12 protein-coding genes are annotated in these 14,790 nt (G+C 73.7%); 5 read left to right on the plus strand and 7 right to left on the minus strand.

Annotated features, from left to right (window positions below; translation table 11 throughout):
• Positions 1 to 61 precede the first annotated feature (61 nt).
• Both MFF21_RS17390 and MFF21_RS17395 read right to left on the minus strand, forming a co-directional pair.
• A complete protein-coding gene (locus tag MFF21_RS17390) occupies positions 62 to 532 on the minus strand; it encodes an opioid growth factor receptor-related protein (RefSeq protein ID WP_238312560.1) in 471 nt (156 codons plus the stop codon).
• A complete protein-coding gene (locus MFF21_RS17395) occupies positions 529 to 1,533 on the minus strand; it encodes an NAD(P)H-dependent glycerol-3-phosphate dehydrogenase (protein ID WP_238312561.1) in 1,005 nt (334 codons plus the stop codon). The genes MFF21_RS17390 and MFF21_RS17395 overlap by 4 nt, the downstream gene beginning before the upstream one ends.
• A 368-nt stretch (positions 1,534 to 1,901) precedes the next feature.
• On the opposite strand from MFF21_RS17395, the gene MFF21_RS17400 reads away from it, so the two are divergent.
• Positions 1,902 to 3,377, plus strand: a complete 1,476-nt coding sequence (locus tag MFF21_RS17400) for a methyl-accepting chemotaxis protein (RefSeq protein ID WP_238312562.1) — start codon at positions 1,902 to 1,904, stop codon at positions 3,375 to 3,377.
• Between the two features lie 57 nt (positions 3,378 to 3,434).
• Here MFF21_RS17400 and MFF21_RS17405 read toward each other — a convergent pair whose 3' ends face one another.
• Both MFF21_RS17405 and tsaD read right to left on the minus strand, forming a co-directional pair.
• Positions 3,435 to 4,328, minus strand: a complete 894-nt coding sequence (locus tag MFF21_RS17405; protein ID WP_238312696.1) for a GNAT family N-acetyltransferase — start codon at positions 4,326 to 4,328, stop codon at positions 3,435 to 3,437.
• Positions 4,329 to 4,378: 50 nt separating this feature from the next.
• Positions 4,379 to 5,428 carry a tRNA (adenosine(37)-N6)-threonylcarbamoyltransferase complex transferase subunit TsaD gene (tsaD, locus tag MFF21_RS17410; RefSeq protein ID WP_238312563.1) on the minus strand — a complete coding sequence of 350 codons (1,050 nt, stop codon included), beginning with the start codon at positions 5,426 to 5,428 and terminating at the stop codon, positions 4,379 to 4,381.
• 121 nt (positions 5,429 to 5,549) lie between these two features.
• Here tsaD and MFF21_RS17415 point away from each other — a divergent pair, with 121 nt between their 5' ends.
• The 4 genes from MFF21_RS17415 (at position 5,550) to MFF21_RS17430 (ending at position 11,422) form a co-directional block, all read left to right on the plus strand.
• The gene (locus MFF21_RS17415; protein WP_238312698.1) at positions 5,550 to 6,260 is read left to right on the plus strand and encodes a uroporphyrinogen-III synthase; all 711 of its coding nucleotides are present in this window, start codon (positions 5,550 to 5,552) and stop codon (positions 6,258 to 6,260) included.
• 141 nt (positions 6,261 to 6,401) lie between these two features.
• The gene (locus MFF21_RS17420) at positions 6,402 to 8,489 is read left to right on the plus strand and encodes a hypothetical protein (RefSeq protein ID WP_238312564.1); all 2,088 of its coding nucleotides are present in this window, start codon (positions 6,402 to 6,404) and stop codon (positions 8,487 to 8,489) included.
• Positions 8,490 to 8,624: 135 nt separating this feature from the next.
• Entirely contained in the window at positions 8,625 to 10,163 is a 1,539-nt protein-coding gene (locus tag MFF21_RS17425) for a heme biosynthesis protein HemY (protein WP_238312565.1), read from the plus strand.
• Between the two features lie 197 nt (positions 10,164 to 10,360).
• Complete coding sequence (locus MFF21_RS17430; protein ID WP_238312566.1) at positions 10,361 to 11,422, plus strand: hypothetical protein; 1,062 nt, start codon at positions 10,361 to 10,363, stop codon at positions 11,420 to 11,422.
• A gap of 9 nt (positions 11,423 to 11,431) precedes the next feature.
• On the opposite strand, the gene MFF21_RS17435 is transcribed toward MFF21_RS17430, so the two are convergent.
• The 3 genes from MFF21_RS17435 to MFF21_RS17445 are packed head-to-tail and all read right to left on the minus strand — an operon-like array spanning position 11,432 to position 14,457.
• Positions 11,432 to 11,773: a DUF1491 family protein gene (locus tag MFF21_RS17435; protein WP_238312567.1), complete on the minus strand. Its 342-nt coding sequence runs from the start codon at positions 11,771 to 11,773 to the stop codon at positions 11,432 to 11,434.
• Positions 11,774 to 11,819: 46 nt separating this feature from the next.
• Positions 11,820 to 12,509: a peptidoglycan-binding domain-containing protein gene (locus MFF21_RS17440; RefSeq protein WP_308445688.1), complete on the minus strand. Its 690-nt coding sequence runs from the start codon at positions 12,507 to 12,509 to the stop codon at positions 11,820 to 11,822.
• A 58-nt stretch (positions 12,510 to 12,567) separates the two neighbouring features.
• Positions 12,568 to 14,457, minus strand: coding sequence for a sensor histidine kinase (locus tag MFF21_RS17445; protein ID WP_238312568.1), 1,890 nt, complete (start codon positions 14,455 to 14,457; stop codon positions 12,568 to 12,570).
• Between the last annotated feature and the right edge of the window lie 333 nt (positions 14,458 to 14,790).

The following is a 14,790-nucleotide window of genomic DNA, read 5'->3' on the forward strand; positions in this document are numbered from 1 at the left end:
GAGCGGCCCTGTCTGTCACCTGAACAAAATTTCACGCCATCCATTAGCCCAGGCTCGAAAATTAGTTTTGAGGAACGTCGAGGGTCCTCCGCCAGAAATCCAGGCTCTCAGGATTGACGGGAGCGCCCGCCTCTCGGTTCCGCTCGGTCACGAACACATGGAATCGCTGCGCCCGCTGAAGGCCGGCCAGCGCGCGGGTGGCGGCGAGGATCCGCGTGATGCGCAGGTGATTGTGGTCGTAGGCGCGCAGCCAGCCCTGCGTGTCGCGATAGAAGCGCGTCATCCGCTCGAGGGCGGCGTCGAGCCCGGCCAGGGCCTGCGGATCGGCGCGGATCGCCTCCGCCTCCTCCGCTCCCAGCACGGGGGCGCCGGGCACCGCCCGGCTCGCCTCGGGCAGCGGGAAGCACCACTGGATGAAGTCGTGCACGCCCTCGATCCGCGCATCGTCGAAGGCGAGCACATCGGCGAGGCGGCGCCCGCTGCCGTCCTTGCCGGATCCCGAGAGAAAGGCGTGGATCGGACCCGCGCTCATTCGAACTCTCCCTTGAGGGGACGCGCCAGCAGGCGGGCGATCACGTCGTCGACGCCCGCCGCGCCCGTGACGATGGCGGCGACGGCCTCGGCCACCGGCATCTCGACGTCCCGGGCACGGGCGAGGCCGACCAGGGCCGCGGCGGTGAAGGCGCCCTCCGCGAGCTTGCCGCCCGCGGCCTCCTCCGGCGAGGCGCCGCGGCCGAGCCGCTCGCCGAAGGCGAAGTTGCGCGATTGCGGCGAGGAGGCGGTGAGCACGAGATCGCCGAGGCCGGACAGGCCCATCAGCGTCTCCGGGCGGCCGCCATAGGCGCGGGCGAAGCGCATCAGTTCGGCGAAGGCCCGGGCGATCAGGGCGGCCCGGGCGCTCTCGCCGAGGGCCCGCCCGGCGACGATCCCGGAGGCGATGGCGAGCACGTTCTTGCCGGCGCCGCCGATCTCGACCCCGCGCACGTCGTCCGTGTGGTAGAGCCGGAAGCTCGGCCCGGAGAGCAGACCCGCGAGCCGCGCGGCCAGCGCCCCGTCCTCCGCCGCGAGCGTCACCGCGGTCGGCAGGCCCCGGGCGACGTCGGAGGCGAAACTCGGCCCCGACAGGACGGCGATCCGGCGGCCCGGCCCCAGGGCCTCCGCGGCGACGGCGCTCATGAAAGCGTCGGAGCCGCGCTCGATCCCCTTGGCGCAGAGCACGAGCGGCGCATCTTCCCGCAGGGCGCCTTCCAGGCGCCCGAGGACGCTCCGCAGGGTCTGGGCCGGCACCACCGACAGGACCGTCCCCGCCGTCGCGAGATCGCCCTCCGCCGCGGTCGGCCGCACGCCGTTCCGCAGCGTCACACCGGGCAGGTAGCGTTGGTTCACCCGCGTCCGCGCCATCGTCGCGGCGGCCTCCGGGTCGCGCAGCCACAGGATCACGTCGCGGCCCGCCGCCGCGGCAGCGTTGGCCAGCGCCGTCCCCCATGCGCCGCCGCCGATCACCGCCACCTGGTTCGCGGCTTCACCCGACATCGCCATTCCGAAACTCCCTGACGCGATCGACCCCCTTTTCGCGTAAGGGGCGCCGGCCGGCCAGAGCGTTCCGCGCGGCCTGCGGGCCGGAGCGCCCGAGAATCACCGCGCGTTTCCGCATGCATCGTTCGTGTGCGGTCGCTCGAAGCGCCCCAAATGTTAGCGAGATACGACATATATTGGTTTAGTTCATCGGGCCGACCGGTTGCATCAGCACTGGTTCATCGTTTCGGCTGAGTTCAGTGACAACAATCACACAGTCCGCCTCAGCTCGCCCGTTCTCAAATTTTTCGGTCGTTCACAAAAAAATAAGCAATCTAAATCAAGACCGGTTGTGCACCATTGAGTGCGAGGAATGGGGGGCGCCGGTGGTATTCTTCAATTCGGACCACGACGCGGTCCTGCGCGCGATCGATCGGTCGCAGGCCCGCATCAGCTTCTCGCGGGACGGCGAGGTGCTCTCGGCCAACGAGAATTTCCTGAAGCTCGTGGGCTACGGCCTCGACGAGATCCTGGGCCGCCACCACAGCATGTTCGTGCCGCCGGCCGAGCGCGAGAGCAAGGCGTATCGCGCCTTCTGGACGAGCCTGAAGGCGGGCGAGGTCCAGTCGCGGGAGTTTCGCCGCATCGGCAAGGACGGCCGCACCATCTGGATGCAGGCCTCCTACAATCCCGTGCTCGATGCCAGGGGCCGGACGGCGAAGATCGTGAAGATCGCCGTCGACATCACGGCGCAGAAGCTGGAGAACGCCGCCCACGAGGCGCAGATCGCGGCGATCAACCGGTCGCAGGCGGTGATCCACTTCGCCCTCGACGGCACCATCACCGACGCGAACGAGAATTTCCTCAAGACGGTGGGCTACAGCCTCGAAGAGGTCCGGGGCCGGCACCACAGCATCTTCGTGACGCAGGCCGAGCGCGAGAGCGCCGCCTATGCCGCGTTCTGGCAGACCCTGGGAAGCGGCAGTTACCACAGCGGCGAGTTCAAGCGCTTCGGCAAGGACGGCCGCGAGGTCTGGATCTACGGCTCGTACAATCCGGTGTTCGACGAGGACGGCAAGCCCTGCGCCGTCGTGAAGTTCTGCAGCGACGTGACCCAGCGCGTCGCCGACCGCCTCCGCCGGGCCGAAGGCCAGCGCGCGATCGAGGCCGATCTCGGCGAGATCACCGTGGCCATGACGGATGTGAGCCGCCAGGCGATCGCGGCGGTGGAGGCGGTCTCCACCGCCTCGGACAACGTGCAGGCGGTGGCCGCCGGCACGGAGGAATTCGCAGCCTCGATCTCCGAACTGAGCCGCCACGCCAGCCAAGCCAAGAACGTCTCGGACGAGGCCGTGATGAAGGCCGAGCAGGCCGGCGCCATCGTCTCCAGCCTGACCTCCGCGGCGGAGCGCATCGGCGAGGTGATCTCGGTGATCCGCTCGATCGCCGATCAGACCAACCTTCTCGCCCTCAATGCCACGATCGAGGCCGCCCGCGCCGGCCAAGCCGGCCGCGGCTTCGCCGTCGTCGCCTCGGAGGTGAAGGCGCTGGCGGGCCAGTCGTCCCGCGCGACCGAGGATATCGGCAAGCAGATCTCCGCCGTGCAGGAATCGACCGGCCAGGCGGTGAGCGCGATCGAGGCCATCGCGGCGACCATCGGCAGTCTGAGCGAGATCTCGATGAGCGTCTCCTCCGCGGTCACCGAGCAGGCGGCCGTGACCCAGGAGATCTCGAGCAACATGCAGATCGCGGCACGCAACGTCGACACCGTGCGCACGAATATGGGGGGCATCGCCCGGGCGGCGGGCGCGGTCGACGAATCCGTGAAGAAGGTCGCGCAATCGGCCCGCGCCATCGCCTGAACCGACGCGACGTCTCGGCACGAACGGGCGTCCGGCGCGAGCCGGGCGCCCATTTCGTCAGGCGGGTGCGAGGGTGAGCCTGTAGAGCACGTGCCGGCTCAGGGGCGAATCCGGCGCCAGGGCCGGATGGTCGAAATCCTCCTCCGGGGCGCGCTGCATGCCGAGGCGCTCCATCACGGCCCGCGAGGGCTGGTTGCCCTCCGCCGTGTAGGCGACGACGGCGGCGATGCCGCAGCGTTCGCGCAGATCGGCCAGGGCGAGCCGGGCCCCGCGCGTGGCGAGGCCGCGGCCCCAGGCGTCCCGGGCGAGCCGCCAGCCGATCTCCACCGTGTCGCCCGGCCGGGCGCCGCCGGCGAAGGGCATGGCCCGCATCACCCGCATCCCGCCGACGAACCCGGCGAAGGGCAGCCCGCCCGCGATCTCGACCGCCCAGGGGCCGAACCCGTCCGCCTCGAAGCGGCGATCGAGGGCGCGCGCCTCCGCCACGCTCTCGTCCCGGCCGCGCAGGGCCGGGAAGAAGCGCATCACCGCCGGATCGGCATTGAGCGCGGCGAAGGCCTCGTCGTCCGCGCGCCGCCAGCGCCGCAGGATCAGATCTCCCGCGCGCAGGACCTCCGGCGCGGCGGGCAGCGGCCGCTTGTGGCGCCAGGCCAGGGAGCGGTCGTTCAGGAGCCGGAGATCCGCCCGTCCTTCGAGCACCGCCTCGCCAAGCTCCAGCGCCAAAGTGAGCCGGTCCTCCGGCATGTTGGCCCAGGCCGGGGGCGCCACGCTCTCGCGCCAGGGGGCGCCGCAGGCATTGTCGAGGAGGATGCGCGCGAAGCAATGGTCGAGGCGCACCGGCCAGTCCGGGCGCGTGCGGGCCGCCTCCGGCAGGCGCCGGTCGACGAGGTCGCGCCAGCGGGCCCGGCGCTCCGCCTCGGTTCCCGGCGCCGGGGGCTCCGGCTCGGACAGGCGCAGGTCGGGCAGGTTGCCGCGACCGTAACGGTAGCGCGGCCGCTGCTTCAAGCCGCGGCCTGCGGCGCGGCCAGCGGCCAGCGGGCCCGGGCGGGCGCCGTGATGTCGTCGACCAGGCCGAGGCGCAGGCGCTCCAGGCCGGCCCAGGCGATCATGGCGCCGTTGTCGCCGCAGAGATTCAGGGGCGGCGCCACGAAGTCGAGCCCGACCTCGCCGGCCTGGGCCGCGAGCGCCCGGCGCACGGCGCCGTTGGCCGCCACGCCCCCCGCCGCGACCAGGGCGGTCGGATGCCCGGCGACGGCGCCGAAGCCGCGCAGGGCCACGCGGACGCGGTCGACCACGACGTCGACCACCGCGGCCTGGAAGCTCGCGCAGAGATCGGCCACGTCGGCGCCCGCGAGCGGCGTGAGCTTCTCCGCCTCGATCCGCAGGGCGGTCTTCAGCCCGGAGAGGGAAAAGTTCGCCTCGCGCCGCCCGATCATCGGCCGCGGCAGGGCGAAGCGCTCCGGGTTGCCGCTCTCGGCGAGGCGCTCGACCTCGGGGCCGCCGGGATAGCCGAGGCCCAGGAGCTTGGCGACCTTGTCGAAGGCCTCGCCGATGGCGTCGTCGATGGTGGTGCCGAGGCGGACATAGTCGCCCACCCCCTTCACGGCGACGAGCTGGGTATGACCGCCCGAGGCCAGGAGCAGCAGGTAGGGGAAGGCGATGCCGTCGGTGAGGCGCGGGGTCAGCGCATGCGCCTCCAGATGATTGACGGCGAGCAGGGGCTTGCGCGTGACGAGGGCGAGCGTCTTGGCCGTCACCAGCCCGATCAGGACGCCGCCGATCAGCCCCGGCCCGGCCGCGACGGCGATGCCGTCGAGATCGGACAGGCGCGTGCCCGCCCTGTCGAGGGCGCGGGCGATCAGCCGGTCGAGCACCTCGACATGGGCGCGGGCGGCGATCTCCGGCACCACGCCGCCATAGGCCGCATGCTCGGCGATCTGGCTCAGCACCTCGTTGGCGAGGATGAGGCCGGGAGCCTTCTCCCCCTCCCCCGGCGAGACGATCGCTGCGGCGGTCTCGTCGCAGGTGGTCTCGATGCCGAGGATCTTCATGACGCGCGAAACCCTGACTTGGAATCCGGACGCGCCGCCTCCGGGATTGCCGGCCGGCGCGGCCCCGGTTTACGGCTTTTCGCGCGGGGGCGACAGGGCCCGCGGCGGCGCGGAGGGCGGCATGCGCATCTGGGTGGCCCGGCCGGAACCCGGCGCGTCGCGCACCGCCGCGCGCCTGACGGAGCTCGGCCATCGCCCGCTGATCGCACCGGTGATGCGGGTCGCCCCGACCGGGGAGAGGCCGCCGGAAGGCCCCTTCGACGCGGTGCTGCTGACGAGCGCGAGCGCGGCCGAGCCCCTCGCCGCCCTCGGCGCGACGGCGGCCCTCCCGGTCTTCGCCGTCGGCCGCCGCACCGCGGAGGCGGCGCGCAGGGCCGGCTTCGCGGAGGTCGTGAGCGCGGACGGGGACGCGCAGGCCCTCGCCGCCCTGGTGGGGCGGACCTGCCCCCCCGGCGCGCGGCTGCTGCACCCGGCCGGGGCCGACCGCAAGGCGGAGCCCGGCGCCACCCTCGCCGCGGCGGGTTTCCGCGTCGCCGTCTGGACGGCTTACGCGGCCCGCGCCGTCGATCGCTTGCCGGCAACGGTTCTCGCCGCGCTCGGGGGCGAAGAGGGTGGACTCGACGGCGTGCTTCACTATTCCCGGCGCAGCGCCGAGACGGCGACGAAGCTTGCGGTAGCCGCGGGCGCCGAGGCGCGCTATCGGGCGCTCCGGCACTTCTGCCTGTCGGCCGACGTGGCCGTGCCTCTGGTCGAGAGGGGGGTCGCGGCCCATTTCGTGGCAGCGCGGCCGGACGAGGACACGCTCCTCGCCGGCCTCGCGCAGGCGCGCTGAGGGCCGCGTTCCGGTCTCGCCGGGGCCGGCGGCGCGACGGGTGTTTCATCAGGCGGCCCCTGGGGCCGCGGGATCGGCGTGCGCGTCGGCGGGTCCTCGGACCGGCCAGGGGCGGCAGCCTGGGAGAAGGACGACAGGTCGGTGACCACGCCCAGCAACGACGGTTCGAAGTCCGGCGGAAAGCCCGAGACCAAGTCCGAGACGCAGAAGCCCGAGGCCAACAAGCCGGTTGCGCCCGGCAAGGCCGGCGCCACCGGCAGTAGCGCGATCGCGTCCTCCGAACCCGCCAAGCCCAGCGCCGAGGCGGCCAAGCCGTCGAGCCCGGCCAAGCCCGGCGCCGCCGGCAGCAGCGCCCTCGGCAGCGGCGGCCCGGCCGCGTCCTCTCCCGCGGTGTCCTCCCCGGCGGCCCCGGAGGCGGGCAAGCCCGCGCCGGCCGCGAAAGAGCCGGTCGAGCCGGTGAAGACGGCCTCCGCCCTCGGCGGCGCCAAGGTCGAGGAACCGGCCAAGGCAGGCTCTACCGGCAGCAGCGCGGTTCCGCCCTCGGCCAAGCCCGGCACGAGCGAGCCGGCGAAGCCCGAGGGCCCCGTGAAGGCGGGCGCGACCGGCAGCAGCGCGGTGCCCCCCATCGGCGGCGCCTCGGCCAAGCCCGCCTCCGGCCCCGAGGCCGCGAAGGCGACGCCTGGCGGCCCCACGCCCGGCGCGGCGAAGGACCGGACCGGCGAGGCGATCACCGACGGACCGATCATCGACCTCAAGGCCAAGCGCATCCCCGATCCGGCCGAGGCCGCGAAGACGGGGCAGAAGACGGCCGACAAGCCGGCGGAGAAGCCCTCCGAGAAGCCGACCGCAGCCGCGGCAGCCCCGGCGGCCTCCAAGGGCGGCGCGGGCTTCGGCTCGATCGCCGCGGCGGGCCTGCTCGGCGGCGTGATCGGCGCGGGGCTCCTGTTCGGCGCGGCCCAGACCGGCCTCCTCGTCCCGCAGGGGCAGACCTCCCGCCTCGACGGGATCGACCAGCGGCTCGCCACCCTGGCCCCCGCCGACCAGCTCGCGGCCTTGGGCAAGCGCGTCGGCGCCAACGAACAGGCCCTGAAGGCCGTGCCGGAGGCGGTCGCGGCCGCCAAGAGCGCGACGGAGAAGGCGGACGAGGCCCTGAAGAAGGCCGGTTCGGCCCCGGCGCCCGCCGCGGGCGAGGCAGCCCCCGCGGCCCCGGCCGACCTCGTGGCCCGGCTCGATGCCCTCGACCAGCGCGTCTCCGCGCTTCAGGAGGAGCCGGGCAGGGACCAGCCCGCCGATTCGAAGCTCGGTACCGCCCAGAGCGGCGAGGCGGCCGGGCAGATCGCGGCGCTCGACACCCGCCTCAAGACCCTCGAAGGGCGCCTGGAGAATGGCGGCCCGAACCCGAGCGATCTCGATGCCCGGATCAAGGCCAATGCCGAGGCCGACAAGTCCCTCGGCCAGCGCCTCGACAGCCTGGAGCAGAGCGTCGACGAGCAGATGAAGTCTGCGAGCAACGCGATCCAGTCCGTCACCCGAGCCATCCGGCAGACGGCCGAAGCCGGCAAGACCCAGGCCGAGGAGAACCTGAAGGGTCTCGACCGCCGGCTTCAGGAGCAATCCGAGAAGCTCGCCGCCCTCGGCCGCACCGTCGACGACAGTGCGAAGGCCGCGACCGTCCAGGCCGCCCTCCGGGTGGTCGCCGCCGACCGGATCGTGAGCGCGCTCTCCACCGGCGCCCCCTATGCGGACGCCCTCGGGACGCTGCGCGGGAACGATGCCGGCAACGGGGCTGCCCTCGAGCCGCTCGCGCCCTTCGCCGACAGCGGCGCTCCGACCGCGGCCGCGCTGGCCGATGCCTTCCGGCCGGTCGCCGACAAGATCACCGCGGCCCGCAAGGCCGCCAAGGCGCGCAGCGTCGCGGAGACCGGCAGCGTCGGCGACCGCCTGTTCAGCATGGCGGAATCCCTGGTGCAGGTCCGCCGGGTGGGCACGCCCTCCGATGCGAGCGGCAGCGGCGACGCTGCCGGCAGCGTCGAGGCCGTGCAAGCGGCCCTCGACCGCGGCCGCATCGCCGAGGCCGCGAAGGCATTCCAGGCCTTGCCGCAGGACGAGCAGGCTCAGGCCGGCGATGTCGGCAGCCGTCTCAAGGCGCGGGCCGCCGCGGATGCCGCCGCGCAGGCGGTCCTGGCCGATGCCTTCAAGGGCCTGTCCGCGCCGGGTACTGGCCGCTGACCATGGCGGAAGGCCGGACGCTCATCGCCGCCCTCCCCGGCGGCCATCGTTTTCGCGAAGGCGTTGCGACGCCGTCGTTTCCCGTTCGGAGCGGGGGCGCCCTGACCGGCGCATCCGCGAGGAGGTTCTGAGACCATGTGGCGCGCCCTGATCTTCCTGGCACTCCTCGCGGCGGCGGCCTACGGCGCCGTCTGGATCGCCGATCACCCGGGCACGGTGACCATCGTGTGGGGTGGCAACGCCTACGAGATGGCCCTCGCGGTGGCGCTTGCCGGCGTGCTGGTGGCGGCCATCGTTGTCGGCCTCGTCTTCGCCATCGTGCGCGGCACGCTCGGCCTGCCGGGGGCGCTCAGCCGCTCCTCGCGGGAGCGGCGCCGGGCCAAGGGCATGACCGCCCTGTCCCGCGGCATGATCGCCGTGGGCTCGGGCGATCCGCTCTCCGCCCGCCGGCACGCCAGCGATGCCGAGCGCCTGCTCGGCGAGCAGCCCCTGACCCTGCTCCTGAAGGCGCAGGCCGCCCAGATCTCCGGCGACCGCGACGCGGCGGAGCGCGCCTTCGAGACCATGGCGAACGAGCCCGAGACCCGCGTGCTCGGCCTGCGCGGCCTGTTCGTCGAGGCCCGCCGCCGGGAGGACGAGGCCTCCGCCCGCGCCTACGCGGCGGAAGCCGCCCGGCTCGCCCCGAGCGTGACCTGGGCGAACGAGGCCGTGCTCGAGGCGCAATGCGCCGACGGCGACTGGTCGGCTGCGGTGGAGACCGTGGAGCGCCGCGCCTCCCTCGGCCTGATGGACCGCAACGCGGCCCGGCGCCAGCGCGCCGTCCTCCTCACCGCCGCCGCGCAGAGCCGCGAGGCGGGCGAGCCGGAAGCGGCAGCGGAGCAGGCCCTCAAGGCCGTGAAGCTGGCCCCCGACCTCGTGCCGGCGGCGGCCATTGCCGGGCGGCTGCTCGCGCGCCGGGCGGAGGTGAAGAAGGCCGCCAAAATCGTCGAGGCCGCCTTCAAGGCGAACCCGCATCCCGATCTCGCCAAGGTCTATCTCGGCCTGCGCACCGGCGACACCGCCCGCGACCGGCTCGCCCGGGCCGAGGCCCTGGCCCGGCTCTCCTCCTGGCATCCGGAGGCCCGCATCGCCATCGGCCAGGCAGCCCTCGACGCCCGGGAATTCGGCAAGGCCCGCGAGGCCCTGGCGCCGCTCCTCGCCGACCGCCCGACGGTGCGCGTCTGCGCGCTGATGGCGCGGATCGAGGAAGCGGAGAACGGCTCCGGCGGCCGCTCCCGGGAGTGGCTCGCCCGCGCGACCCACGCCCCGCGCGACCCGCTCTGGATCGCGGACGGCATCGCCTCCGAGCGCTGGGCGCCGATCTCGCCGGTCTCGGGCCGCCTCGACGCCTTCGTCTGGAAGACGCCGCCGGAGATCCTCGGCGGCCCGGCCGAGGACGAGGCACCGGCCACCCCCGCGGCCGAGCCCGCCCCCCTGGCGGTGGTCAAGGAGGAGGCCAAGCCGGCGCCGGCCGCGCCCAAGACCCCGGTCTCAAATCCCGCCGCCGCCAACCCCGCCGCGTCCAAACCGGTCAGCCCGATCACCGGCGGCAGCCCGACCCCCGTCGTGATGCCCGCCCCGGGTGCCCCGACTCCGGCCGAGGCCGCGGAGGCCCAGGCCCGCAAGATCGCCTGAGGCCGCTTCCGGCCGAGCGGGTCGAGCCGAACCTCCTTTCCCCGCATGCGGGGAGAGGAAAATCCGTCTCGACCCGATCGATCATTCTGAAACAGCACCGGCGCGATCGGGACAGCCGGAGACGGGGCCGCTTAAAGGTCGATTCACGCCGATCCGTATAATCTGCGGATCCCGAGTACCGCGTAAATCGAGCGGCCATGCCCCTCAGAGAAGATGCCGCGCCGGATCTGTCCGGCCTCATCGAGCTGTCCCGCGATCCGGCCCTCGATCTGAAGCCGGTGGTGCTTCGGGTGCAGACGGACCTGTTCGTCGCCGCGCCGCATCGCGATCGGGTCACCCTGCAATCCTTCTCCGCCCTCGCGACCGGGCTCATCCCGATCGTCGACGAGGAGACGGCCCTCATCGTCGCCCACAAGCTGCGGGCCTGCCCGGACACGCCCGAAACCGTGCTCGAGGCGCTTGCGGCCCGCGGCGGCGCCATCCGTGACGCCGTCCGTGCGCCCGCGCCGGGGGCGCAGCCCGCTGCCCCGGCCGCGAAAGCCGGCGGCAACGCCGCGCCCGCCGCCGACGTCGCGGCCGACCTCGCCCTCCTGGAGGATCCCGGCCGTCTCCTGCGCGGGACGTCGCTCAACCGGATGATCGCCCGGGCCCGCCGCGACGGCGCCCTGGCGCGGCGGCTCCTGGCCCGCGCCGAGCTGCCGCCGGCGGAGCTGGCGCCGCTCTTCCTGCATGCCGATCCCTCGATGCGGGCGGCGATGCGCGACGCGGTCGCCATGACCGCCGGCCTGCGCCCCGCCCCCGCGGCCCCGCGGGATCTCGGCCCGCGCCTCACCGCGGCCTCCGAAGAGAAGGACGTGGCGACCTTCGTCGCGACCCTGGCGGAGAGCCTCGGCATCCAGAAGACCTTCCTCGCGGCCGCGCCCGACGCGCAGGGCCGTTACGACCTGCTGACCCTGTGCCTGCGGGCCGCCGGCCTCACCGAGGAAGAGGCGGTCTTCGTCTTCCTCACCCTCAACGAGGCGGTGGCGCAATCGGTGGAGCGGGTCTTCGCCCTGACGGAGCTGTTCCGCTCGACCAGCCGCGCCGCCGCCCGGGACCTCGTCTCCGCGATCCTCGACCAGCCGCTTCCCGAGCGGACGGGCGGGGAGCACGTGCCCTATCACGGCCCGGAAAGCGCCAAGTCCCGCGGCGCGGCTCCGGCCGCCGAGCGGGCGCCCGTGCGCACGACTCTGCCCAGCCGGCCGCGCCGGACCGTCTGACCGGTCGCCTCACTCGGCGAGATCGAGGCGGTGGCGGCCCTCGCGGTCGTCGATCTCCACGATCCAGAGATCCCCGTCGAAGCGGATCTCCTTGGCGATGCGCGCCTCGACATCCGGGCTGTCCGCCCGCTCCATCAGGGGCGCGAAGCGGCGCTCGCCGGAGGTTTCCTGATCGAACAGGGCCTGGGGCGCGGGGCCGTAGAGATCGGCCGTGCCGTCGAGGCGATCCACCTTCACGAAGATCGCCCCCGCCTCCGGCGAGCCGCGACGGCGCTGGACCGCGGGGATACCCTCGACGTCGAGACGGCGCAGATGCGCCGACACCCAGAAATCCGAACGAAGCCGTGCCATGCGCGGCTTGTAGCGGCTTCGTGGCGTTTTGGGAGCTTGGAGAATCCTATCCCTGCGGGAGGCCCGCCTTGGCGGCGAGCTCGCGCAGGGTCTTCCCCGCCGGCTGGCCGGTGACGGCGAGCTTGCGGTCGCGCTCGAACTTCTCGATCGCGGCCCGGGTGCCCGGCCCCATCAGCCCGTCCTCCTTGAGGGGGCCGTAGCCGAGCTTGACCAGGGCGCGCTGCGCCCGGGCGACCGCGGGATCCGCCTTGGGCGTGACCGAGGCGGTCGTCTCGGGGCGGGTCTTGATGATCTCGCCGATCGCGTCGTGCGGGACGGGCTTCGCGGCCTCCGCGGCTTCCTTCGGCCGGGGCGGCTCGGCGGCTTTCACCGCCGCAGGCTCCTCGGGGGCGGCCTTGGCGGGGGGAGGCGCGGCCTTCTTCGGCTCCGCCTTGGCCACGGCCTGGGGCAGGATCGGCGCCGGGTGGCGGCCGACCTGGAAGCCGAGGGCGTTCAGGGCGACGTAGGCCGCCGCCGCCAGCGCGGCGAGGGTGCCCAGGGTCTCGCCGGGATGCGCGATGCCGATGCGGCCGAGCTTGGCGGCGAAGGCGAGCATGCCGCCGGAGGCACCCGCCGCCTGCGTCCGGGGCAGGGGTCGGCGGCCGGGCGGCTTGCCGGCGGCGGGGCGGCTCGCCCGCATGTCACCGGGGACGACGATGTCCCGCTGGTCCCGACGCGGCGTCGGCTCGCGCATCATCTCGCTCCGAGTTCGGGGAAGGCGCGGCCCCGGGAGGCGGCGGTCTGGGACATCCGCTTCACCCCGCGCGCCGCAGGGGCACCGCGCCCTGCCAGTCGTTCAGGGGCGCGGCATCGAACAGGCCCGCCGGGATCCGGGGCACCGCGGGCTCGGCGAAGGGCGCCTGCCCGCGCAGGGTCGCCCGGATCGGAGCCGGCTGGGCCGGGTCGCGGACGCGCCCGCAAGCGAGGGGCAGCGTCACCGCCACCGTGGTGCCCTGGCCCGGCGCGCTCTCCACGGAGACCGAGCCGCCATGCAGGCCCGCAAGCCCGCGCACCACGGAGAGGCCGAGGCCGGTCCCCTCGTGGCTGCGGCCGTAGCCGCCATGGGCCTGGAAGAAGGGCTCCCCGAGGCGCGGCAGGTCGGCCTCGGCGATGCCGACGCCCTCATCGGACACGACGAGATCGAGATAGCCGCCGCCACGGCGCACGAGCACCTCGACGCTGCCGCCGCGGGGCGTGAACTTCACCGCGTTCGAGATCAGGTTGATCAGGATCTGGCGGCAGGCCCGGGCATCGGCCACGAATCCGGCCCCCGCGGGCACCGGGCCGCGCACGAGCCGCACCCCGGCATTCTCCGCCTTCAGCCGCATCAGGTCGCAGCAGCCGTCGAGCAGGGCGGCGATCTCGATCGGTTCGGGGGAGAACTCGAAAGTGCCGCTGCGGATGCGCGAGATGTCGAGCAGCGTGTTCACCACCTCGAGGAGGTGACGGCCGGAATGGCCGATGATCGCGGCGTATTCCTGGGCGCGCTCCGGCGAGAGCGTCACGGCGCCCTCCCCCGCCAGCACGTCGGAGAAACCGATGATCGCGTTGAGCGGCGTGCGCAACTCGTGGCTGACCGTGGCGAGGAACTGCGTCTTGGCCGCATCCGCCCGCTCCGCCTCGGCCCGGGCCTGGTCGAGCTCGTCGGCGTGGCGGCGGTGCTCGCTCACGTCCCGGGTCACCGCGACGACGGTCGAGCCTTCGGCGGCGAACGCTCCCTCGATCCGGTGGGCGCGCATCTCCGCGAAGAGGGTGCGGGTGCCGTCGGCCCGGGGCGCGTCGAGATGCAGGCGGAAGGGCACGCTCGCCGGCTGCCCGGAGGCGGCGACGTCGCTCAGGGCCTTCAGCAGGGCCGGCCGGTCGCCGATATGGACCCGGTCGAGCAGACCGTAGCCCTTCAGCCGGGCGGCGTCCGTGCCCACGAAGCGCGTGGCGGAGGCGCTCGCCTCCAGCACCCGGCCGTTGGCGTCGTGCCAGGTGACGAGATCGTCGATCGCCGAGAGCAGCAGCTGGTCGCGGGCCTCGTTGCCGCGCATGGTGCTGCGCCACTCGCTGTCGCGGCGCATATGCTCGATCGCCTGGGCGGCGACATGGCCGATGGCGGTGATGGCGAAGACGGGCGTGGCGATGCTGCTCGGCCAGCCGATCGCGGCCACGTCCGGGCCGAGATGCCCGACCAGCGCGATGGCGAGCGCCCCGAGGGCGGCGATGAGGGAGGCGGCGAAGGTCGCCCGGCGGGAGCCGGAGGCGATGGCCTCCAGCGGCACCGCCACGAGCCAGATCGCCGCGGCGGATTCCGCGCCGCCGGTCAGGGCGGCGAGGCAGACCACGAGCCCGGTCAGGCCGGCGGAGGAGAGGGCATGGGCCAGCCAGAGGCTGCCGGTGCGCGACAGGACCACGGCGGCGACGACGGGCAGCAGGAGGCTCGCGATGGCGAGCGCCTCGAGGCCGCTCGGCACGCCGCGCCAGAGCAGGTAGGGCGGCAGCGCCGCCATCATCACGGCGCCCGTCGCGAGGCGCGAGACCAGAAACCGCTCGTGACGCGAGCGGACGGCCGGCTCGTCGAGAACCGACTCGTGCACGAGGCCCGCGAGGCGGGCATCGAACAGGCTGGCCAAGGTACCGTTGATACGCAACACCGACACGCACAGCGCTCCCGGCCGCCCAAGGAAGGCGGCCACGATCCGCGCTCCCTCAGCTCGTCGCTTCGACTTGGCCGAACCTTCCCAGAGGCGGTTTAAGCGAGGATGAAAGCGATACGGCGCATCCCCGGAATCATGGGCCGGGAAACCGGAATTTCCCGGCTAACGCCAAGGTCGGGCTACCCGCCAAGCCGCTGATTTCACGCCCCTCGTGAATGCGGGGCCTTCAAAGGCAAGGCTTCGTTCACCACGCCTACGCTTTCGGGCGCGAACACGTCTTCAGGTTCATTTCCCGATGCGATCGTGAGCTTCGAAGAGGCTGCCCGGGAACGGTGT

The organism is Methylobacterium organophilum, assembly GCF_022179465.1.
Lineage (GTDB): Bacteria > Pseudomonadota > Alphaproteobacteria > Rhizobiales > Beijerinckiaceae > Methylobacterium > Methylobacterium organophilum.